Here is a 20,014-nt window from a genome sequence, read left to right on the forward strand (position 1 = left end):
CGTGGCCCGCTGCGGCAATCCGCCCGCGCGCACGTTGACGCCGGACGCTGCCCCATGTAGCGCACGGGCATGGCACGCGCACCCCTCCTCCAGCTCTCTGGCATCTCCCTCACCTTCGGCGGCGAGCCGGTCTTCGATGGTCTCGACCTCGTGGTCCAGCCGCAGGATCGCGTAGCCCTCGTCGGCCGCAACGGCTCGGGCAAGTCCACGCTCCTCAAGGTGATGGCAGGCCTTGTGGAGCCCGACCGCGGCGAGCGGGTGGTGCTGGCCGGCACATCGGTCGGCTACATGGAGCAGGATCCGGACCTCTCGGCCTTCGCGACGCTGGGCGACTATGCCGCCTCCGGCCTCACGCATGGCGAGGAATACCGGGTCGAGATGGCGGCAGAGGGGCTGAAGTTCCGCCCCGAGACGCCGGTCGCCACCGCCTCGGGTGGCGAGCGGCGGCGGGCGGCGCTGGCCAAGCTGATGGCGGAGGCGCCGGAGCTGATGCTTCTGGACGAGCCGACGAACCACCTCGACATCGAGGCGATCCAGTGGCTCGAGACGCAGCTTGCCGAGACGCGCGCGGCCTTCGTGCTCATCAGCCACGACCGCGCCTTCCTGCGCGCGCTGTCCCGCGCGACGCTCTGGATCGACCGCGGTCAGGTGCGCCGCCGCGAGTTGGGCTTCGAGGGGTTCGAGGAATGGCGCGAGCAGATCTGGGCCGAGGAGGACGACCAGCGCCACAAGCTCGACCGCAAGATCAAGGCCGAGGGCCGCTGGGCGGTCGAGGGGATCTCGGCGCGCCGCAAGCGCAACCAGGGCCGTCTCCGCGCGCTCGCCGCGATGCGAGAGGAGCGACGGTCGCAGATTCGCCGGCAGGGCACGGCGGCACTCGAACTCGAGGCGGGTCCGGCATCGGGAAAGCGCGTGATCGAGGCAAAGGGCCTCACGAAAGCTTTCGACGGGCAACCGATCGTGAAGGATCTGTCGCTCCGCGTGCTGCGCGGCGACCGCGTGGCCTTCGTCGGGCCGAACGGCGTGGGCAAGACGACGCTCCTGAAGCTGCTGACGGGCGAGATGGTGCCCGATGCGGGCAGCGTGGCGCTCGGCACCAACCTTCAGATCGCGATCTTCGACCAGACGCGGGCGCAGCTCGACCCCGACGCCTCGCTCTGGGACAGTCTGACCTCGGATCCCGCCATGCGCGTCTCGGGCCAGCAGGATCAGGTTCTCGTGCGCGGCCAGCCGCGCCATGTCGTGGGCTATCTCAAGGACTTCCTCTTTGACGAGCGGCAGGCGCGGGCGCCGGTGCGCTCGCTTTCAGGGGGCGAGAAGGCGCGGCTCCTGCTCGCTCGGATCATGGCGCGCGAGTCGAACCTGCTGATCCTCGACGAGCCGACCAACGACCTCGACGTCGAGACCCTCGATCTTCTGCAGGACATTCTCGGTGATTACGAGGGAACGGTGCTTCTGGTAAGCCACGACCGCGACTTCATCGACCGGGTGGCGACGACCACCGTGGCGCTGGAAGGCAGGGGTCGGGCGACGGTCTATGCCGGCGGCTGGACTGACCATCTGGCGCAGCGCCGCGAGGCTGACCCCGCGCCCGCCGTCCGTGCGGAACCTGCGCGCGACGCACCCCGGCCTGTGCCGAAGCCCGAGCCGAAGAGGCCCGCCGAGGGTCTGACCTTCACCGAGCGCAAGCGGCTCGACGCCCTGCCGGGCATCATCGAGCGGCTCGAGGCCGAGATCGCGAAGCTCGGAGACTACCTTGCGGCCGACGACCTCTTCAGCCGCGAACCCCTGAAGTTCCGCAAGGCGACGGAGGCCATGGCCGAGCGGCAGGCGCTTCTGGCGGAAGCGGAAGAGGAATGGCTGACGCTCGAGGAGAAGGCCGGCAACTGATTGCCGACGCTCTGGCTCGCCTTGCGCTGGAATGCGCGCAAGGCAACTCGCCTCGATCACCACCGCGTGAGCCGCTCTGGCAAAGTGATTCTTCCGTGCATACGACAAGGGCACGGCAGGCTCGGCCTTCTTCTTCCCGAGGCCGCCTGACCGTCAACGAATGGCCGGCGAACCGCAGGAGCAGCAGCGCGGCGCCGGAAGCTTGATTGGAGACAGAGATGAAACGCATTGCAGCGCTCGCGCTCGGTGGCCTTCTTGCCGCTCCCGCCTTTGCCGGCGGCCCGGCGATGGTGGCCCCGGAACCGGTCGTCGAGCCGGTGCCTGCCCCCGTCGTGGTCGCTCCCGTGACCGACTGGAGCGGATTCTACGTCGGTGGCCAACTCGGCTATGGCGACATCGACACCGACATCGACGGATATGACGGCAACGGCGCCATCGGCGGCGTTCACGCCGGCTACCGCTATGACTTCGGCCGTGCCGTCGTCGGTGCGGAACTGGCCTATGACATCAGCAACATCGACATCGGCGAGGCGGGCGACGAGCTTGACAACCTTACGACGCTGAAGCTGATGGCGGGCGGCAAGATCGGGAAAGGCCTGCTCTACGCGACCGCCGGCGGAAGCTGGGCCGATGTGAAGTCGGATGCGGGCGATCCCGACGACGGCTACGTCTACGGCATCGGCTACGACTACATGCTGAACGACCGCTGGTCGGTGGGCGCCGAACTTCTGCGCCACACCTGGGACTCGTTCAACGACGCGGACATCGACGCGGATGCGACCACGCTGCAGGCGAAGGTCGGCTTCCGGTTCTGATCACCGCGGATGGACGATCCGGAGGGGCGCGGAGCGATCCGCGCCCCTTCTTCATGTCCGAGCCGCGGTTGCCGACTGCGTCGGACGCACGAGCGATGGCGGTTCGACCCAGTCCGGCCGTGTTCATGACGCCGGGGCAGAGTCCGACGGCTCCCTGTCCAGTGCCTCGACCCCATGATCCTGACCCTCTGGCGCCACGCCTTGCCCCGGCCGTCAAACCCCGCAAGCCACTGGACTGCGCAAATCGGACCGGCTATATGTCGGACTGGTGAGTGATACGCGGGAAAGTTGCCGGTGATGGATGATCTTGACAGGCAAATTGTTGGCCTGCTCGCCCAGGATGCGCGACGCGCCCTGACGGAAGTGGCCGGACAGGTGGGGTTGTCCGTTTCCGCCGTCAACGAGAGGGTGAAGCGGCTGGCCGTCTCGGGCGTGATCCGGCGGTTTACCGTGGACGCCTCGCCCGAGGCGCTGGGGCTGCCGGTGCTGGCGCTGATCTGGGTCGCGGTGCCCCATTCCCGCGAGGCGGCCTTCCGCTCCTTCGCTGCCGAACATCCGGCGATCACCGAGTGCCACCACGTGACCGGCGCCTGGTCCTATCTGATCCACCTGCGCGTGTCCGGTCTCGACGGGGTGGAAGCCTTTCTCGACCGGTTGAAGTCCGATGGGCTTCTCGAGAGGTCGGAGACGATGCTTGCGCTGTCGACCATCCGCACGGCGCCGCTGGTGCCGCGATGATCCTGTTCTTCAAGGCCCTGCTCATGGGGCTCGCCATCGCGGCGCCGCTGGGGCCGATCGGCGCGCTCTGCATCCAGAGGACGCTGGCGCAGGGGTTCCGCGCCGGACTGGCGGGCGGTCTTGGCACGGCGCTGGCCGATGCGGCCTATGCGGCCGCCGCCGCCGCTGGCTTCGCCGCTTTCGCCGCCTTTCTCGACCGGATCGCCCTGCCGCTCGGGCTCGGCGGCGGAGCCTTCCTGATCTGGCTGGGGATCCAGGGCCTGCGCGCCGATCCGCGGCCCGAAGCGGCCACTGTCGCGGCGCGCGGGCTCTGGTCCACGCTCGGCACGACCTTCCTGCTGACGCTGGCCAATCCCGCGACGGTCCTTTCCTTCGCGGCGATCTTCGCGGGCCTGGGTCTCGCGCGCGAGGCCGACCTCGCCTCTGCCGCCACGGTCGTCGTGGGCGTCTTCGCGGGCTCGATGCTCTGGTGGCTGCTGCTCGCCGGCGGCGTAGCCCTCGCGCACCGGAGGCTGCCCCCGGCCTTCGCCCTCTGGGTCTCGCGCGCCTCGGGCATGCTCATGCTGGGCTTCGGCCTCTGGGCCATCGCCACCGCCCTGATCTAGAGCGCGTCGCGCAGCTTCCGGGGCAGGCTTCCACGGATCAGCTTGTAGGAGACGCCGATGCGATGGCGCAGTTCCTCTTCCGGCGTCGGCGGGACGAAGGGCAGCAGGACCCAGCTTCGGTGCATGTAGGGCGCACGCACCGCGCGGCCGGTTTCGATCAGCAGGGCTGCCGTCTCGACATCGGGGCACTTCACCGTAACGCCCTGGTCGAGCGCGCCGACCAGCGCGAAAATCCGGCCGCCGATCTTCCAGGCGTCGTGCCGCTCGTCCCAGGGATGATCGAGCGTCGCGCCGGGCAGGTCGGCGCAGATGCGGGAGACAGTCGCGCGGTTCATGCCGCGAGCCTCCCCCAACCCGGGGACTGTGTCCAGAGCGCTTCGCCGCGGCGAAAGGCGTTGTGGCCCGGAGACGCGGGTGCTAGCATCGGCCGCATGAAGAGCATCTGCACCATCACCGGCTGCATCATTTCCTGCTGACCATCGTCGCGGGCTGCTCTTTTCCGTTCCCTCCAAGGTCGTGATGTGAGAAGCCCGCGGGCGAGCCGAGCCTTGCGAGGACCCATGACGACGATCCGCCTGACCAATACGAAGACCCGCCGGAAAGAGGTCTTTTCGCCGATCGACCCCGAGAACGTGCGGCTCTACGTCTGCGGGCCGACGGTCTATGACCGCGCGCATCTCGGCAACGGCCGGCCGGTCGTGGTCTTCGACGTGCTCTTCCGGCTGCTCCGGCACGTCTATGGCGAAGGCCATGTCACTTATGTGCGCAATTTCACCGACGTGGACGACAAGATCAACGCGGCCGCTCAGGCGCGCAAGGCCGCGGGCGACCCGCGCAGCCTCGAGGAGCTGATCCGCGAGCGCACGGACGAGACCATCGGCTGGTATCACGCCGACATGGACGCGCTCGGCGCCTTGCGGCCCACGAGCGAGCCGCGGGCGACGGAATGGATCGGCGCGATGATCGCGATGATCGCGGACCTGATCGCGAGGGGTCACGCCTACGAGCGAGAGGGGCACGTCCTCTTCCGCGTCCGCTCCTACAGGGAGTATGGCGCGCTCTCGGGCCGGTCGGTCGACGACATGATCGCGGGGGCGCGGGTCGAGGTCGCGCCCTTCAAGGAGGACCCGATGGACTTCGTCCTCTGGAAGCCGTCTGATGACGAGCTTCCGGGCTGGGAGAGCCCCTGGGGTCGCGGCCGGCCCGGCTGGCACATCGAATGCTCGGCGATGTCCTACGAGCTTCTGGGCGCGAGCTTCGACATTCACGCGGGCGGGATCGACCTGCAGTTTCCCCACCACGAGAACGAGATCGCGCAATCGCGCTGCGCCCATCCCGAGGGTGGCTTCGCCAACTACTGGCTGCACAACGAGATGCTGCAGGTCGAGGGCAAGAAGATGTCGAAGTCGCTCGGCAACTTCTTCACCGTGCGCGACCTGCTGGATCAGGGCTATCCGGGCGAGGTGATCCGGATGGTCTATCTCGGCACGCATTACGGCAAGCCGATGGACTGGACGACAACCAAGGCAAATCAAGCGCGGGCTGCGCTCGCGGGGTTCTACCGCCTCACGGACAATATTGCGGCAGCAGACGCGGCTCCTTCGGACTTCGTAGACATATTGGCCAATGATCTTAATACGGCCGGCGCAGTCAGTGTCCTGCATGAGCTGCGAGCGAAGGGCGCTTTTCCAGAACTGAAGGCTGCAATGGGCCTGCTCGGATTTTCTCCGGCCGAGGACGTAAATTGGTTCCGACAGGATCGGATGACCGCTTCCATCGGCGACTCGCCATCTTTTGCGATGGAGATCGACCCTTTCCTTCGGAAATGGGCAGAACTCCGGAACTCGAAGGATTACGCCTCCGCGGATGAGCTGAAGCGAAATCTTGAGGCCACGGGTCTGAAGTTGCGGATTGAGGCATCAGGCCCACATGCCGATGTTCTGCCCGAGTTTGACGTGACAAAACTGGAGGCGCTGCGATGAAGGATCGCCTCTACCTCTACGACACGACGCTGCGCGACGGGCAGCAGACGCAGGGGGTGCAGTTCTCGACGGCCGAGAAGCGGCAGATCGCCGAAGCCCTCGACAGGCTGGGCGTGGATTACATCGAGGGCGGCTGGCCGGGGGCCAATCCGACCGATTCCGACTTCTTCGCCGATCTGCCCCGGGTGCGGGCGCGGGTCGCGGCCTTCGGGATGACCAAGCGCGCCGGGCGCTCGGCCGAGAACGACGACGTGCTGGCGGCGGTGCTCGACGCGGGCACCGGGACGGTCTGTCTCGTGGGAAAGACGCATGAGTTCCATGTGACCACCGCGCTGGGGGTGACGCTCGAAGAGAACCTCGAGTCGATCCGGGCCTCGGTGGCGCATGTGGCGGCGAAGGGGCGCGAGGCGATCCTCGATGCCGAGCACTTCTTCGACGGCTTCAAGGCCAATCCGGACTATGCGCTGGAGTGCCTGCGGGTGGCGCTCGACGCCGGCGCGCGCTGGGTCGTGCTCTGCGACACGAACGGCGGCACGCTGCCGGGCGAGGTGGGGCGGATCGTGGCCGAGGTGATCGCGGCGGGCGTTCCGGGCGAGCGGCTCGGCATCCACACGCATGACGACACCGGGACGGCCGTGGCGGCGACGCTGGCCGCGGTGGATGCCGGCGCGCGGCAGGTGCAGGGCACGCTCAACGGGCTGGGAGAGCGGTGCGGCAACGCGAACCTCACGGCGCTGATCCCGACGTTTCTCCTGAAAGAGCCCTACGCCAGCCGCTTCGAGACCGGCATCAGCCGCGAGGCGCTGACGGGCATGGTGCGGGTGAGCCGGATGCTCGACGATATCCTGAACCGGGTGCCGCGTCGCGCCTCGGCTTACGTCGGCGCCTCTGCCTTCGCGCACAAGGCAGGGCTCCATGCCTCGGCCATCCTCAAGGATCCCTCGACCTACGAGCACATCGACCCGGCGCTCGTGGGCAATGCCCGGGTGATCCCGATGTCGAACCAGGCCGGCCAGTCGAACCTGCGCGCGCGGCTGGCCGCGGCCGGGATCGACGTGCCGCAGGGCGACCCGCGCCTCGGGCGGATCCTCGAGGGGATCAAGGCGCGCGAGGATCAGGGCTATGCCTACGATTCCGCCCAGGCGAGCTTCGAGCTTTTGGCGCGGCGCGAACTGGGGCTCATGCCGTCGTTCTTCGAGGTCAAGCGCTACCGCGTGACGGTCGAGCGGCGGCGCGTGGGCGAGGGCACCATGACGCTCTCGGAGGCGGTGGTGGTGGTGATCATCGACGGGCAGCGGGTGCTTTCCGTGTCCGAAAGCCTCGACGAGAACGGGACCGAGCGCGGCCCCGTGAACGCCCTTTCCAAGGCGCTGGCCAAGGATCTCGGTCGCTGGCAGTCGGTGATCGACGACCTCAGGCTCGTCGATTTCAAGGTGCGGATCACGCAGGGCGGAACCGAGGCCGTCACCCGGGTCATCATAGACAGCGAGGACGGGCAGGGCCGGCGCTGGTCCACCGTGGGCGTCTCGCCCAACATCGTCGACGCCTCCTTCGAGGCGCTGCTCGATGCGATCAACTGGAAGCTGGTGCGCGACGCAGGAAGCGAGGGAACCGCATGACACCCGAGGAGGCCTTCTTCACCCTGCATTCCGGACTGGAGCGAGAGGGTCCCGGCGATGCCGAGAGCCTCGCCTGGGCGCTCGGCGTGGCGCGGGTGCCACGGGCCGGCCGGGTGCTCGACGCGGGCTGCGGTCCGGGGGCGGATGTCGAGGGACTGCTGGCCGCCGTGCCGGAGGGGCAGGTGGTGGCGCTCGACCTGCACCGGCCCTACATCGACGAGCTCGCGGCCCGTCTCGGGGTCGATGCGCGGCTGAGGGCCGTGCCGGGCGACATGCTCACGCCGGAGGGGACGTTCGACTTCATCTGGTGCGCGGGTGCCATCTACAACGCGGGAATCGGGGCGGCCCTCGATGCCTGGCGGCGGCATCTCAAGCAGGGCGGGCGGGTGGCCTTCTCCGAGATCGGCTGGCGGATCGACAATCCGTCCCCGGATCTGCGCGACTACTGGAGGACCGCCTGTCCCGCCATGACCGACCGCGACGGCATCCTCGCGCAGGTGGCGGCGGCGGGCTGGCGCGTTCTGGCGGATCGCTGGCTGCCCCATGCCGCCTGGTCGGCCTATTACGAGCCGCTGGCCGCCCGCATCGAGGCGTTGCGCACGGGTGCCGTGCCGAGCCTCGTCTCGGCGCTCGATCAGGCGGAGCAGGAGGTCGGGCTCTGGCGACGGCACGGGGAAAGCTACGGCTATCTGCAGGTGGTGGCGGAGCCTGCGGCATGAGCCTTGCCGCCTGCGCCGATCTCGTCGCGCGCGGCGATCCCGACCGGCATGCCGCGGCGATGGCCGCTCCTCCGGCGGCGCGGGCGCGGCTGCTGCCGCTCTATGCCTTCAACCTCGAGGTGGCGCGCGCGCCCTGGGTCACGCGCGAGCCGATGATCGCCGAGATGCGCCTTCAGTTCTGGCGCGACGTGATCGAGGAGGCGGCATCCGGCAAGTCGCGCGCGCATGAGGTGGCCGCCCCGCTGGCCGAGGTGATCCGCGCGGCGGACCTGCCCGTGCCGCTGCTCGACGCGATCGTGGAAGCGCGGCGCCACGATATCCTGGGCGAACCCTTCGAGGACGAGGCGGCGCTGGCGGATTACCTCGATGCCACGGCCGGCGGACTCTACTGGGCTTCGGCGCTGGCGCTCGGCGCGGATCGCGCGCTCGAGCCCGCGGTGCGGGCGGTGGGCCGGGCAGCGGGCCTCGCCAGCTGGTTCCAGGCGGTGCCGGAGCTCGAGGCGCGCGGCCACCAGCCGCTGCCGGACGGGCGGGCAGAGACCGTGGCGCGGCTGGCGCGGGGCGGTCTGGCGCGGCTGTCGGAGGGGCGGCGGATCCGGCTTCCCGCCACCGTGCGGCCGGCGCTGCTCGCCGCCTGGCAGGCGGGGGCGCTCCTCCGCCTCGCCGCCGACGAGCCGGGGCGCGTGGCGGCGGGGACGCTTCGGCTGTCGGAATTCTCGCGCCGCGGGCGCCTCCTTGCGGCGGCCTTTACCGGACGCGTCTGAGGGGCTTCAGTCTTCCTTCGGGCGCAGGGCGAGCCAGATCAGCGCCCCCCCTGCCGCGACGAGGAAGGGCAGCATGGCAAGGTTCACCGCCTGCCAGCCCGCCTGCACCGTGCCGCCCGAGCAGTTCATGAGCCCGCCCGAGGCGAGCGAGGCCGCGGCGACCCCGCCGAAGACGATCAGGTCGTTCAGCCCCTGGATGCGCCCGCGCTCTTCCGGCGCATGGGCCGAGGCGAGGAGCGCCGTCGCGCCGATGAAGCCGAAGTTCCAGCCGATCCCCAGGAGGACCAGCGCCCCGAAGAAATGGCCGAGCTCCACCCCCGACAGGGCGACGGCGCCGGAGCCCGCGAGGATGGCAAGGCCCGCGGCCATCACCTTCTCGGTTCCGAAGCGGGCGATGATGTGGCCTGTGACGAAGCTCGGCCCGTACATGGCGAGGACATGGGCCGTCACCACATCGGCCGCGTCCGAGGTCGCGAAGCCGCAGCCCACCACCGCGAGCGGCGAGGAAGTCATCACGAGGTTCATCAGGGCATAGGCGACGGTGGCACAGATCACCGCCACCGCGATGCGCGGGTCTCGGATGAGGTCGCGGCGGCTCCGGCCGCGCGGGCTGCCGGCGGCGGGCGCGGCGGGGCGCGGAATGTCGAGGAAGGCGAAGAGCAGCATGCCGCCGAGGTTCAGCGCGATCGCCGCGAGATAGGTGCCGAGGAAGGGTACCACCATCGCCTCGGCCGTAAGCTTGACCACCTGCGGCCCGATGACGGCCGAGAGGAGGCCGCCCGCCATCACCCAGGAGATTGCCTTCGGCCGGAAGGCCTCGGATGCCGTGTCGGCGGCGGCAAACCGGTAGAAGCCCTGCGCCGACATGTAGGTGCCGGTCAGGAGCGAGCCCGCAAGGAAGAGCGCGAAGGATCCCTGCATCAGTCCCGCGGCGCAGATGGCGGCGCCAGCCGCCCCGGCCATGGCGCCGATGAGAAAGCCCGTGCGGCGCCCGAACCTCTGCATCACGGCCGAGAGCGGCGTGGCCGAGAGCATGGAGCCCGCGACGGCCAGCGTGATCGGCAGCGTGGCCCAGCAGGGATTGGGCGCGAGCGTCTGGCCCGAGAGGCCGGCCACGATGAAGACCATGGACAGCTGCGAGCCGAGGATCGCCTGGGCCGCCACGAGGACGAGCACGTTGCGGCGGGCGCGGGCGTCGGAGGCGGGCAGGGCGGTGGCTTGGCTCATGCCTCTCCCTAGTGCGCCTTTCGAGGCTGCGTCCAGCGGAAAGAAGAGCTTGCCGTGCGCTGCGTTCGGGCGCCTGCTCTCTGCTCTCTGCTCTCTGCTCTCTGCTCTCTGCTCTCTGCTCTCTGCTCCATCTCCTTGCTTGTTCCTGTCCCTGTCACCCGTTTGTCGCCCGGGACTTTCAGCGCCGGATCATGTCCACCGGACCTGTTCGCCGGTGTCGAGGCGCGGGCGCTCCGTGTCGCGCTGGCGATCCGAGAGGCCGCAGGGGCGGGGGAGCGGTTCGTGCGATCGGCAGACGACCGGCGCCCGGCCAGCGGTGCGGCGGCGGGGGCGCGGGACGGATGAGCGAGTGAAACGACCCGGCGTCCCGGCAGGCGGTGAGGCCGACTCGATGCCGGCGGGTTTGACGCGGGCCCGTGGATCCGACATCCAGAGCGGATGACCGGTCGCATCCTGATCTCTCCCGACTGCATCGCCGAGGGCATGAGCTGGCTCGCGCAGCGCGAGCCGCGCTTTGCCGTGGCGCTGGCCCTGACGGGCGCCCCGCCGCTCCGCCGCAAGCCCGAGGGCTTTGCCGAACTCGTGGGCGCGATCCTCGGCCAGCAGGTCTCGACCGCGGCCGCCGCCTCGATGCGCGCACGCATGGAAGGGGCGGGCCTCGTGACCCCGGAGACGGTGGCCTCTGCCGACGAGGCCGCGCTGCGGGCCTGCGGGCTCTCGGCGGCAAAGATCCGCTACGTGCAGGCCCTGGCCCGGGCGACGGTGGATTACGGCGGCCTTGCGCACCTGCCCGACGAGGAGGTGGTGTCGGTGCTGACCGCGCTGCCCGGCATCGGGCGCTGGACGGCCGAACTCTATGCCATGACCTCGCTCGGCCGAGCGGACATGTTCTGCGCCGGCGATCTCGCGCTGCAGGAGGCCGCACGCCTCCTCTTCAACCTCGACGCCCGGCCGGGCGAGCGGGCGTTGCGCGCGATGGCCGAGGACTGGAGCCCGTGGCGGGGCGTTGCGGCGCGGCTGCTCTGGGCCTATTACCGTCACGCCAAGGGACGGGAAGGAACCGCATGACACGCAAGCTGAACTTCGGCCGCCGCGGCGCGCCACAGGGCGAGGCGCGGAGCCTCGTCATCTTCCTCCACGGCTATGGCGCGGATGGCGCCGACCTTCTGGGCCTGGCCGAGCCGCTGGCGCCGCATCTGCCAAACACCGCTTTCGTCGCCCCCGACGCACCCGAGCCCTGCCGCGCGAACGGCTTCGGCTTCCAGTGGTTTCCGATCCCCTGGCTCGACGGCTCCTCGGAGACCGCGGCGGCCGAGGGTCTGGCCGAGGCCGCGCGCGACCTCGACGCCTTCCTCGACGAGCAGCTCGCGGCCGAGGGGCTGCCGCCCTCGGCACTGGTGCTGGTGGGCTTCTCGCAGGGCACGATGATGGCGTTGCATGTGGCGCCCCGGCGCGAGGAGGAGATCGCCGGCATCGTGGCCTTCTCGGGCCGGCTGCTTGCCCCCGAGCGGCTCGAGGAGGAAGCGCGGGTGAAGCCGCCCGTCCTGCTCATCCACGGAGACGCGGATCCGGTGGTGCCCTTCGCCGACATGAGCCTCGCGGGCGAGGCGCTGACGCGGGCGGGCTTCACCACCTACGGACATGTCATGAAGGGCACCGGCCACGGCATCGCGCCTGACGGGCTCTCGGTGGCACTGGCCTTCCTGAAGGATCGTCTGCCGGAGTAGCCGTTCGGCAAGCGAAAGGCACGGCACCTCGGGCGGCGAAGCGGCTGCCTGGGGCTCATTCTGTGTCGATCTTTACCAGCTGGCGAAAAAATCGTCACATCCGCGTCACCTGTTGCCGCGAGAAGCATTCCTGTCAGTTGCAGCCGGTGGCGGGACTTGCCTGAAGGAGAACGCCATATATAGTTGTCTCATCGGGGCGGGTTCCCCGCTCTGGTGCCGACGAACGGCAGACAGGGCGGAAAAGGAGTCACTCCGAGGATGGACGGCGATTTCAGGACCAGTTTCGTACGCGAACCCGCGGCGCTGAAACATTATCCGGCGCTGGTTCTGAATGCGGATTTTCGGCCGCTCTCCTACTATCCCCTCTCGCTCTGGCCCTGGCAGGAGGCGATCAAGGCGGCCTTCCTCGACCGGGTTTCCATCGTCGCCGAATACGACCAGGTGGTGCGCAGCCAGCGCGCGGCGATCCGAATACCCTCCGTCGTCGTGCTCAAGGAATTCGTCTCTCCCCAGAAGCGCGTGGCCTTCACGCGCTTCAATCTTTTCCTGAGGGACGAATTCCGGTGCCAGTATTGCGGCGCGAAGGGCGACCTCACCTTCGATCATGTGGTCCCCCGCGCCCGAGGGGGCGTCACGAGCTGGCAGAACGTCGTCGCCGCCTGTTCTCCGTGCAACCTACACAAGGGCTCGAAGACCCTCAGGCAGGCCGGCATGCGCCTCTTCCGCGCCCCGAAGGCGCCGACGCCCGCCGAGATGCAGCGACACGGCCAGCGCTTCCCGCCGAACCACCTGCACGAGAGCTGGCTGGATTACCTCTACTGGGATGCGGAACTCGAGGCCTGAGCCCCACTGGGGCCGTATTTGTGTAGAGGGAAGGATAGTTTTCACCATTCGGGCGGTTCTGCTTCCTGTAGGGTAGCATCGATTTCACCACCCCTTGTTTCATTGGCGTTTGGCCCATGCCCGCGCGCCGCGCATTTCGGACAGCCGGCCGGCACACGGAACGTTCCCAGCCGTATCGCTGCCGCAGATCCCCTGTTCCGCTTCCGTTCTTGCTGCGCTAAGCTGCCGATGCGTCCGAAGCGGTCGCGTGGGGGAAGCGCGGCATGGATCTGGCCTGGCTCGACAAGCTGAACGACCGGCAGCGGCAGGCGGTCGAGTTCGGCATGGGGTCCGAGCCCGCACCACCGCTGCTGGTGATCGCGGGGGCGGGGTCGGGCAAGACCTCGACGCTCGCGCATCGGGTGGCGCACCTGCTGGTCAAGGGCGCCGACCCGCGGCGCATCCTGCTCATGACCTTCTCGCGGCGGGCGGCGGTGGAACTCGCGCGTCGGGTGGAGCGGATCACCGCGCAGGTGCTGGGGCAGGGGTATGGGGCGGAGGCGCTGGCCTGGGCCGGCACCTTCCACGGTATCGGCGCGCGGATCCTGCGCGAGAACGCGGCCTCGATCGGGCTGAACCCGGACTTCACCATCCACGACCGCGAGGACTCGGCCGACCTGATGAACCTTGTCCGCCACGGGCTGGGCCTCTCGAAGACCGAGAGCCGCTTTCCGGCCAAGGGCACCTGCCTCGCGATCTACTCGCGCTGCGTGAACGCCGGCGAGCCGCTGGCGCAGACGCTCAGCGACCACTTCCCGTGGTGCGCGGCATGGGAGGCCGAGCTGAAGCGCCTCTTCGCCGGCTATGTCGCCGCCAAGCAGGCGCAGAACGTGCTGGACTACGACGACCTTCTGCTCGCCTGGGCGCAGGTGATGGACGAGCCCGGCTTTGCCGCCCATATCGGCGCGCTCTGGGACCATGTGCTGATCGACGAGTACCAGGACACCAACCGGCTGCAGGCGCGCATCCTGCTGGCGCTGAAGCCCGACGGGCGCGGGCTGACGGTGGTGGGCGACGACGCGCAGGCGATCTACGCCTTCCGCGCGGCGACGGTGCGCAACATCCTCGACTTCCCCGCGGCCTTCGCGCCACCGGCCGCGGTGGTGACGCTCGACCGCAACTACCGCTCGACCCAAGCCATCCTCGCCGCCGCCAACCGGGTGATCGAGGGTGCAGCCGAGCGCTTCACCAAGGACCTCTGGACCGACCGGACCGGCGAGAAGCCGCGCCTCGTGACGCTGTCTACCGAGGCCGACCAGGCGCGCTTCTTCGTCGACGAGGTGCTGGCGAACCGCGAGGAGGGCATGCGGCTGAAGGATCAGGCGGTGCTGTTCCGCACCTCGAGCCACTCGGGGCAGCTGGAGGTGGAGCTGACCCGCCGCAACGTGCCCTTCGTGAAGTTCGGCGGGCTGAAGTTCCTCGACTCCGCGCATGTGAAGGACCTGCTGGCGCTGTTGCGCTTCGCCCAGAACCCGCGCGACCGGGTAGCGGGATTCCGGGTGCTGCAGCTGGTGCCCGGCGTGGGACCGGTCGCTGCAGGGCGCGCGCTCGACGCCATCGCCGCCGAGGTCGATCCGCTTGAGGCGCTCGCCGCCTTGCCCCCGCCGCCCCGCAGCGGCGCGGAATGGACGGGCCTCGTCGCGGCGCTGCCCCGTCTGGGCAAGGACTGGCCCGCCGGGATCGCCCGCGCCCGCGCCTGGTACGAGCCGCAGCTCGAGCGCCTGCACGAGGACGCGGAATTCCGCCGCGCCGACCTCCTGCAGTTGGAGCAGATCGCCGCCGGCTACCCCTCGCGCGAGCGCTTCCTGACCGACCTCACGCTCGACCCGCCCGAGGCGACGGGCGGTCAGGCGGGGGTGCCGCTCAAGGACGAGGACTACCTGATCCTCTCGACGATCCACTCGGCCAAGGGGCAGGAGTGGCGGGCGGTCCATGTGCTGAACGTGGTCGACGGCTGCATCCCCTCGGACCTCGGGACCGGCACCTCCGCGGAAATCGAGGAGGAGCGGCGGCTCCTTTACGTCGCGATGACGCGGGCGAAGGACCGCCTGACGCTGGGCGTGCCGCTCAGGTTCTACGTGACGCAGCAGAGCCGCCATGGCGACCGCCACGTCCACGCCATGCGCAGCCGCTTCCTGCCGCGCGAGATGCTCGACGCCTTCGACGTGATGCACTGGGCACCGCCAGTGGCCGCCTCCTGCATCGCCTCTCCGCCCCCGAAGATCGACGTCGCCGCGAAGATGCGCGACATGTGGGGGTAGAACGGCGCTCGCGACAGAATCGCGGGCCCCATGCATCTCCGTTTTGCTCCGGGGAATGCCGCCTTGCGGAATCAACGACTTGTTGTCGAGAAAGCTGGACGGGCTAAGCTTCCTTCCACACTGGCCGGTGGCAAGCTAGACTCGGTCGTCGGCAGCCGCTAGAACGGCCGTTAGCGCTAACAGGCGAGACAGCGGGAGAGCCAATGGTTTCAAGAGTCATTCCGGTGGACGTCTTCGATCTGGTCATCTTCGGCGGAACGGGCGACCTTGCCCGGCGCAAGATCCTGCCCGGCCTCTACCGACGCTACCTCGGCGGCCAGATGCCGCCCGAAAGCCGGATCATCGCCGCCGCCCGATCCGAGATGGACGACGCGGGCTTCCGGGCGCAGGTCGAGGCGGCGATCGAGGAGTTCGTCCCGGCGGACAAGCGGGAGGCGCAAACCATCGCGGGCTTCCTCGAGCGCATCCACTACGTCGCCATCGACGCGACGGGAAGCTCGGGCTGGGCGCAGCTGAAGGAGATGATGCGCCCCGACGTGGTGCGCGCCTTCTACTTCTCCGTCGCGCCCTCGCTCTTCGGCGCGCTGGCCGAGCGGCTGCACGAGAACGGGATCGCCGGTCCCCAGAGCCGCATCGTGGTCGAGAAGCCCTTCGGCCGCGACCTCGAATCCGCCCGGGCGCTGAACCGGGTGCTGGCGCTCCATTTTGCGGAAGAACAGATCTACCGGATCGACCATTACCTCGGCAAGGAAACGGTCCAGAACCTCATGGCGGTCCGCTTCGCCAATATCCTGTTCGAGCCGATCTGGAAGGCGCAGTACATCGACCACGTGCAGATCACCGTGGCCGAGACCGTCGGCGTGGGAGGGCGCGGCGCCTATTACGACACCTCGGGCGCCATGCGGGACATGGTGCAGAACCACATGATGCAGCTTCTTTGCCTGATCGCGATGGAGCCGCCCTATCACTTCGACCCGAATGCCGTACGCGACGAAAAGCTGAAGGTGATCCGGGCGCTCGATCCGGTTCCGTCCGAGGATATCGTCCGCGGCCAGTATCTGGCAGGCGGCGGGCAGGAGGGATACCTCGCCCATTCCGGCAATGCGCACAGCCGGACCGAGGCCTATATCGCGATGAAGGTCCATATCTCGAACTGGCGCTGGAAGGGCACGCCCTTCTATCTGCGCACGGGCAAGCGCCTGCGGGCGCGCGCCTCCGAGATCGCCATCACCTTCCGCGAGCCGCCGCATTCGATCTTCGACGATGCCGAGGACTGGCGCGAGAACGTCCTCGTGATCCGGCTGCAGCCGGACGAAGGGATCAACCTCAAGGTGATGATCAAGGAACCGGGGCCGGGCGGCATGCGCCTCACGCAGGTGCCACTCGACATGACCTTCGCCGAGGCGCTGGGGCCCGAGGCCGACGACATCCCCGATGCCTACGAGCGGCTGATCATGGATGTCATCCGCGGCAACCAGACCCTCTTCATGCGCGGCGACGAGGTCGAGGCCGCCTGGGCCTGGGTGGATCCGATCATCGCGGCCTGGGAGCGGCGGGGGGACCGGCCGAAGACCTACGAGCCGGGAACCTCCGGGCCCGAAGATGCGCTGATGCTCATGCACCGCGACGGGCGGCGCTGGCGCGAGATCCGGTGACCGGCTGGCGCGACCGAGGAGGCCATTCATGAAGTTCGTCGAACATCCCGACCGCGAGTTCCTGATGCTGTCGCTCGCCAACAGCATCGCGGGCGAGCTCGCGGATTTCCTCCGCCGAGAGGACCATGCGAGCCTGTGCGTGCCCGGCGGCACCACGCCGGGCCCGATGTTCGACACGCTCTCGGGCGTCGACATCGACTGGTCGAAAGTCACGGTCTTTCTCAATGACGAGCGGTGGGTTCCCGAAACCAGCCCGCGCTCGAACACGCGCCTGCTGCGCGAGCGTCTGCTGACGGGCCGGGCCGCCGCAGCCCGCTACCTGCCGCTTCGCGCCGACACGGACACGCCGGAAGAGGCGCTGGACGATCTGGCCGCCGCGATCCGGCCGCACCTGCCGATCTCGGTGCTGCTCCTCGGCATGGGCGAGGACATGCATACGGCCTCGCTTTTCCCCGGCGCCGACCGCCTCGACGAGGCCCTGTCCGACGGGGCGCCGCTCCTGATGGCACTGCGCGCCGAAGCCGCGGGAGAGCCGCGCATCACCCTCACCGCGCCTGCGCTGAAGGGGGCACTGGCGATCCACGTCCTCATCACCGGCGCGTCGAAGCGCGCGGCGCTGGAGCGGGCACAGGGCTTGACGCCCCGCGAGGCGCCGATCAAGGCTTTGCTCGCGAACGCAACCGTGCATTGGGCGGAATAGGCATTTTTGGAATGAAGCAGATCTGGCAGGCGCTGAAGGCGCATCAGCAGGCGGTGGAGCACCGCGCGATCCTCGACCTCTTCGCGGATCCCCGGCGGGCCGACACCTTCTCGACGCGCATGGGCGACATGCTCTTCGACTGGTCCAAGACCAACATCGACCACACCGCCCGCGACCTGCTGATCGACCTCGCCGGGGCGGCCGGGCTCGCCGAGAAGCGCGATGCCATGTTCTCGGGCGCGAGGATCAACGAGACCGAGGGGCGCGCGGTGCTTCATACCGCGCTGCGCAACATGGACCGGCCGGTGCTGGTCAATGGCGCCGACGTGACGCCCGCTCTGCGCGAGACCCATGCCCGGATGCAGGCCTTCGTGCGGGACGTCCGCGAGGGGCGCTTCACGGGGCAGGGCGGCCGGATCACGGATGTCGTGAACATCGGCATCGGCGGCTCGGATCTCGGCCCCGCGATGGCCTGCCTCGCGCTGGCCCCCTACGCGGACGGTCCGCGCTGCCATTTCGTCTCGAACGTCGACGGCGCCCATGTCCACGACACGTTGAAGGATCTCGATCCGGAGACGACGCTGGTGATCGTGGCCTCGAAGACCTTCACCACCATCGAGACCATGACCAATGCCGAAACAGCGAAACGCTGGATGGCGGATCGCGTGACGGAGCCCGCGGCGCAATTCGCCGCCGTCTCGACCGCGGCCGACCGGACGGCGGCCTTCGGCATCGACGCCTCCCGCGTCTTCGGATTCGAGGACTGGGTCGGCGGGCGCTACTCGATGTGGGGGCCGATCGGCCTCTCGCTGATGATCGCCATCGGCCCCGAGGAGTTCGACGCCTTCCTCGCCGGCGGTGCCGAGATGGACCGACACTTCCGCGAGACGCCCTTCGGCCACAACCTGCCCGTCCTGCTCGCACTGGTGGGCATCTGGCACAACCAGATCTGCGGCCATGCCACCCGCGCCGTGCTGCCCTATGACCAGCGGCTCGCGCGGCTGCCGGCCTATCTCCAGCAACTCGAGATGGAATCGAACGGCAAGCGCGTCGGGATGGACGGGCACGACCTCGCACATCACTCGGGCCCGATCGTCTGGGGCGAGCCGGGCACCAACGGCCAGCACGCCTTCTACCAGCTCATCCACCAAGGCACCCGCACCGTGCCCTGCGAGTTCCTCGTCGCGCGAGAGGGGCACGAGCCCGATCTCGCGCATCAGCACCTGCTGCTCGTCGCGAACTGCCTCGCCCAATCCGAGGCACTGCTGCGCGGCCGCTCGCTCGAGGAGGCGCGGGCCATCATGGCGAAGAAGGGCCTGACGGGCACCGAGCTTGAACGGCAGGCGCGCCACCGGGTCTTTCCGGGCAACCGGCCTTCCACGACCCTTGCCTATCCCAAGCTCACGCCGGCAACGCTCGGCCGCATCATCGCGCTCTACGAGCACCGGGTCTTCGTCGAGGGCGTGATCCTCGGCATCAACTCCTACGACCAGTGGGGGGTGGAACTCGGCAAGGAACTGGCGCTCGCGCTTCAGCCCATGCTGAAGGGCCGCGCGGGGACCGAAGGCAAGGACGGCTCGACGCGGCAGCTCATCGACTACCTGCGCAACTGAGCCGCGCTGCCGCCCCGCAGTCGCCCGGAGATCGCACGCGGTCGGGCGGCGGCACGCTTCACGTCATTCCCGGGCAGGTAAAGGGTAAAGGCTCCGCCTGCAGCCCCTTCATTCTCGCTCAAGTATCCCGGGGGTCCGGGGGCAGCGCCCCCGGCCTTCGGACGGCCCTCCCTGTTCCGGTGGCGCGCTGCGGTGCAGCGGCTCAGAGCACCGCCGTGACGATAACCTCGACCCTGTAATCGGGAGCGGCCAGCTTCGCCTCGCCGGTGGCGCGGGCGGGGCAGTGGCCCTGTGGCACCCAACTGTCCCACACCGCATTCATCTCGGCAAAATCGGCCATGTCGGCCATCCAGATCTGGGCCGAGACGATGCGCGTCTTGTCGGTGCCGGCAAGCGCGAGCAGCCGGTCCACCTCGGCAAGGCAGGTGCGGGTCTGATCGGCGACGGAGTCGCCGGGATTGCCCACCTGGCCCGCCAGCCAGACCATGCCGTTGGCCTTGACGGCCTGGCTCATGCGCGCGCCGGTTTCGTAGCGGGTGATCTCGGTCATGAAAGCCTCCTGAAATGACGCTTCCTGTTAACCGAGCCGGAACGCGCGGAAAAGGCGTCACGCAGGACCCGCAGCCGCGGCCCCGCGCGCGGCGTCGATCTGCGGGGATCGCGCTCCGCCGCAGCGGGACGGCTCGTGATCGCTCAGGGGCGTCGCACCGACCCGAAGCCGCCTCGCACGGCCAGTCGGCCTCGGGGTTCTCGCTCCGCCACAACGGCACTGCTGGTGATCGCTCACATGCGTCGCACCGGATCCGAGGCCCCCGCG

At 69.2% G+C, this 20,014-nt stretch carries 18 protein-coding genes; 15 read left to right on the forward strand and 3 right to left on the reverse strand.

The genetic code is table 11. The features are described 5' to 3' along the window. Window positions 1–69 precede the first annotated feature (69 nt). The 4 genes from ACTVZP_RS03750 to ACTVZP_RS03765 all read left to right on the forward strand — a co-directional run bounded on the left by ACTVZP_RS03750 (window position 70) and on the right by ACTVZP_RS03765 (window position 4,048). The gene (locus ACTVZP_RS03750) at window positions 70–1,890 is read left to right on the forward strand and encodes an ABC-F family ATP-binding cassette domain-containing protein (protein ID WP_443210744.1); all 1,821 of its coding nucleotides are present in this window, start codon (window positions 70–72) and stop codon (window positions 1,888–1,890) included. A 218-nt stretch (window positions 1,891–2,108) separates the two neighbouring features. Further along, window positions 2,109–2,705 (forward strand): outer membrane protein, encoded by a 597-nt coding sequence (locus ACTVZP_RS03755; RefSeq protein WP_443210745.1) that lies wholly within the window; start codon window positions 2,109–2,111, stop codon window positions 2,703–2,705. A gap of 288 nt (window positions 2,706–2,993) precedes the next feature. After that, entirely contained in the window at window positions 2,994–3,443 is a 450-nt protein-coding gene (locus ACTVZP_RS03760) for an Lrp/AsnC family transcriptional regulator (protein WP_443210747.1), read from the forward strand. After that, the gene (locus ACTVZP_RS03765; RefSeq protein WP_443210898.1) at window positions 3,443–4,048 is read left to right on the forward strand and encodes a LysE family translocator; all 606 of its coding nucleotides are present in this window, start codon (window positions 3,443–3,445) and stop codon (window positions 4,046–4,048) included. Before ACTVZP_RS03760 ends, ACTVZP_RS03765 begins: the two co-directional genes overlap by 1 nt. Here the strand turns inward: ACTVZP_RS03765 and ACTVZP_RS03770 are convergent. Next, the gene (locus tag ACTVZP_RS03770) at window positions 4,045–4,383 is read right to left on the reverse strand and encodes an MmcQ/YjbR family DNA-binding protein (protein ID WP_443210748.1); all 339 of its coding nucleotides are present in this window, start codon (window positions 4,381–4,383) and stop codon (window positions 4,045–4,047) included. The genes ACTVZP_RS03765 and ACTVZP_RS03770 overlap by 4 nt on opposite strands. A 225-nt stretch (window positions 4,384–4,608) precedes the next feature. Here ACTVZP_RS03770 and cysS point away from each other — a divergent pair, with 225 nt between their 5' ends. Genes cysS through ACTVZP_RS03790 form a run of 4 tightly spaced genes read left to right on the forward strand, consistent with a single transcriptional unit; the run spans window position 4,609 to window position 9,132 of the window. Then, window positions 4,609–6,030 carry a cysteine--tRNA ligase gene (gene cysS / locus ACTVZP_RS03775; protein ID WP_443210749.1) on the forward strand — a complete coding sequence of 474 codons (1,422 nt, stop codon included), beginning with the start codon at window positions 4,609–4,611 and terminating at the stop codon, window positions 6,028–6,030. Further along, the gene (cimA, locus tag ACTVZP_RS03780) at window positions 6,027–7,649 is read left to right on the forward strand and encodes a citramalate synthase (protein WP_443210750.1); all 1,623 of its coding nucleotides are present in this window, start codon (window positions 6,027–6,029) and stop codon (window positions 7,647–7,649) included. Before cysS ends, cimA begins: the two co-directional genes overlap by 4 nt. Next, window positions 7,646–8,368 (forward strand): class I SAM-dependent methyltransferase, encoded by a 723-nt coding sequence (locus ACTVZP_RS03785; RefSeq protein WP_443210751.1) that lies wholly within the window; start codon window positions 7,646–7,648, stop codon window positions 8,366–8,368. Before cimA ends, ACTVZP_RS03785 begins: the two co-directional genes overlap by 4 nt. Beyond that, window positions 8,365–9,132, forward strand: a complete 768-nt coding sequence (locus ACTVZP_RS03790; RefSeq protein WP_443210752.1) for a squalene/phytoene synthase family protein — start codon at window positions 8,365–8,367, stop codon at window positions 9,130–9,132. Before ACTVZP_RS03785 ends, ACTVZP_RS03790 begins: the two co-directional genes overlap by 4 nt. 6 nt (window positions 9,133–9,138) lie before the next feature. Here the strand turns inward: ACTVZP_RS03790 and ACTVZP_RS03795 are convergent, their stop codons facing one another. Then, window positions 9,139–10,359, reverse strand: a complete 1,221-nt coding sequence (locus ACTVZP_RS03795) for an MFS transporter (protein WP_443210753.1) — start codon at window positions 10,357–10,359, stop codon at window positions 9,139–9,141. 438 nt (window positions 10,360–10,797) lie between these two features. On the opposite strand from ACTVZP_RS03795, the gene ACTVZP_RS03800 reads away from it, so the two are divergent. The 7 genes from ACTVZP_RS03800 to pgi all read left to right on the forward strand — a co-directional run bounded on the left by ACTVZP_RS03800 (window position 10,798) and on the right by pgi (window position 19,197). Beyond that, window positions 10,798–11,427: a DNA-3-methyladenine glycosylase family protein gene (locus ACTVZP_RS03800; RefSeq protein WP_443210754.1), complete on the forward strand. Its 630-nt coding sequence runs from the start codon at window positions 10,798–10,800 to the stop codon at window positions 11,425–11,427. Continuing rightward, window positions 11,424–12,086: an alpha/beta hydrolase gene (locus ACTVZP_RS03805; protein WP_443210755.1), complete on the forward strand. Its 663-nt coding sequence runs from the start codon at window positions 11,424–11,426 to the stop codon at window positions 12,084–12,086. The genes ACTVZP_RS03800 and ACTVZP_RS03805 overlap by 4 nt, the downstream gene beginning before the upstream one ends. A 258-nt stretch (window positions 12,087–12,344) precedes the next feature. After that, the gene (locus ACTVZP_RS03810) at window positions 12,345–12,929 is read left to right on the forward strand and encodes an HNH endonuclease (RefSeq protein WP_443210756.1); all 585 of its coding nucleotides are present in this window, start codon (window positions 12,345–12,347) and stop codon (window positions 12,927–12,929) included. Window positions 12,930–13,192: 263 nt separating this feature from the next. Next, window positions 13,193–15,229, forward strand: a complete 2,037-nt coding sequence (locus ACTVZP_RS03815) for an ATP-dependent helicase (protein WP_443210757.1) — start codon at window positions 13,193–13,195, stop codon at window positions 15,227–15,229. 203 nt (window positions 15,230–15,432) lie between these two features. Further along, window positions 15,433–16,884 (forward strand): glucose-6-phosphate dehydrogenase, encoded by a 1,452-nt coding sequence (gene zwf, locus ACTVZP_RS03820; RefSeq protein ID WP_443210758.1) that lies wholly within the window; start codon window positions 15,433–15,435, stop codon window positions 16,882–16,884. A 28-nt stretch (window positions 16,885–16,912) separates the two neighbouring features. After that, window positions 16,913–17,584, forward strand: coding sequence for a 6-phosphogluconolactonase (gene pgl / locus ACTVZP_RS03825; RefSeq protein WP_443210759.1), 672 nt, complete (start codon window positions 16,913–16,915; stop codon window positions 17,582–17,584). Between the two features lie 11 nt (window positions 17,585–17,595). Further along, entirely contained in the window at window positions 17,596–19,197 is a 1,602-nt protein-coding gene (gene pgi, locus ACTVZP_RS03830) for a glucose-6-phosphate isomerase (RefSeq protein WP_443210761.1), read from the forward strand. Between the two features lie 202 nt (window positions 19,198–19,399). Here pgi and ACTVZP_RS03835 read toward each other — a convergent pair whose 3' ends face one another. Beyond that, window positions 19,400–19,747 carry a RidA family protein gene (locus ACTVZP_RS03835; protein ID WP_443210762.1) on the reverse strand — a complete coding sequence of 116 codons (348 nt, stop codon included), beginning with the start codon at window positions 19,745–19,747 and terminating at the stop codon, window positions 19,400–19,402. Window positions 19,748–20,014 lie beyond the last annotated feature (267 nt).

Source organism: Rhodobacter sp. NSM, from assembly GCF_052244495.1.
Taxonomy (GTDB): domain Bacteria; phylum Pseudomonadota; class Alphaproteobacteria; order Rhodobacterales; family Rhodobacteraceae; genus Cereibacter_A.

What these genes read in the sequence shown, in the direction of transcription:
- ACTVZP_RS03750 (WP_443210744.1), top strand. Translation starts at nt 70, where the DNA reads ATGGCACGCGCACCCCTCCTCCAGCTCTCTGGCATCTCCCTCACCTTC.
- ACTVZP_RS03755 (WP_443210745.1), top strand. Translation starts at nt 2,109, where the DNA reads ATGAAACGCATTGCAGCGCTCGCGCTCGGTGGCCTTCTTGCCGCTCCC.
- ACTVZP_RS03770 (WP_443210748.1), bottom strand. Translation starts at nt 4,383, where the DNA reads ATGAACCGCGCGACTGTCTCCCGCATCTGCGCCGACCTGCCCGGCGCG.
- cysS (WP_443210749.1), top strand. Translation starts at nt 4,609, where the DNA reads ATGACGACGATCCGCCTGACCAATACGAAGACCCGCCGGAAAGAGGTC.
- cimA (WP_443210750.1), top strand. Translation starts at nt 6,027, where the DNA reads ATGAAGGATCGCCTCTACCTCTACGACACGACGCTGCGCGACGGGCAG.
- ACTVZP_RS03785 (WP_443210751.1), top strand. Translation starts at nt 7,646, where the DNA reads ATGACACCCGAGGAGGCCTTCTTCACCCTGCATTCCGGACTGGAGCGA.
- ACTVZP_RS03790 (WP_443210752.1), top strand. Translation starts at nt 8,365, where the DNA reads ATGAGCCTTGCCGCCTGCGCCGATCTCGTCGCGCGCGGCGATCCCGAC.
- ACTVZP_RS03795 (WP_443210753.1), bottom strand. Translation starts at nt 10,359, where the DNA reads ATGAGCCAAGCCACCGCCCTGCCCGCCTCCGACGCCCGCGCCCGCCGC.
- ACTVZP_RS03800 (WP_443210754.1), top strand. Translation starts at nt 10,798, where the DNA reads ATGACCGGTCGCATCCTGATCTCTCCCGACTGCATCGCCGAGGGCATG.
- ACTVZP_RS03805 (WP_443210755.1), top strand. Translation starts at nt 11,424, where the DNA reads ATGACACGCAAGCTGAACTTCGGCCGCCGCGGCGCGCCACAGGGCGAG.
- ACTVZP_RS03810 (WP_443210756.1), top strand. Translation starts at nt 12,345, where the DNA reads ATGGACGGCGATTTCAGGACCAGTTTCGTACGCGAACCCGCGGCGCTG.
- ACTVZP_RS03815 (WP_443210757.1), top strand. Translation starts at nt 13,193, where the DNA reads ATGGATCTGGCCTGGCTCGACAAGCTGAACGACCGGCAGCGGCAGGCG.
- zwf (WP_443210758.1), top strand. Translation starts at nt 15,433, where the DNA reads ATGGTTTCAAGAGTCATTCCGGTGGACGTCTTCGATCTGGTCATCTTC.
- pgl (WP_443210759.1), top strand. Translation starts at nt 16,913, where the DNA reads ATGAAGTTCGTCGAACATCCCGACCGCGAGTTCCTGATGCTGTCGCTC.
- pgi (WP_443210761.1), top strand. Translation starts at nt 17,596, where the DNA reads ATGAAGCAGATCTGGCAGGCGCTGAAGGCGCATCAGCAGGCGGTGGAG.
- ACTVZP_RS03835 (WP_443210762.1), bottom strand. Translation starts at nt 19,747, where the DNA reads ATGACCGAGATCACCCGCTACGAAACCGGCGCGCGCATGAGCCAGGCC.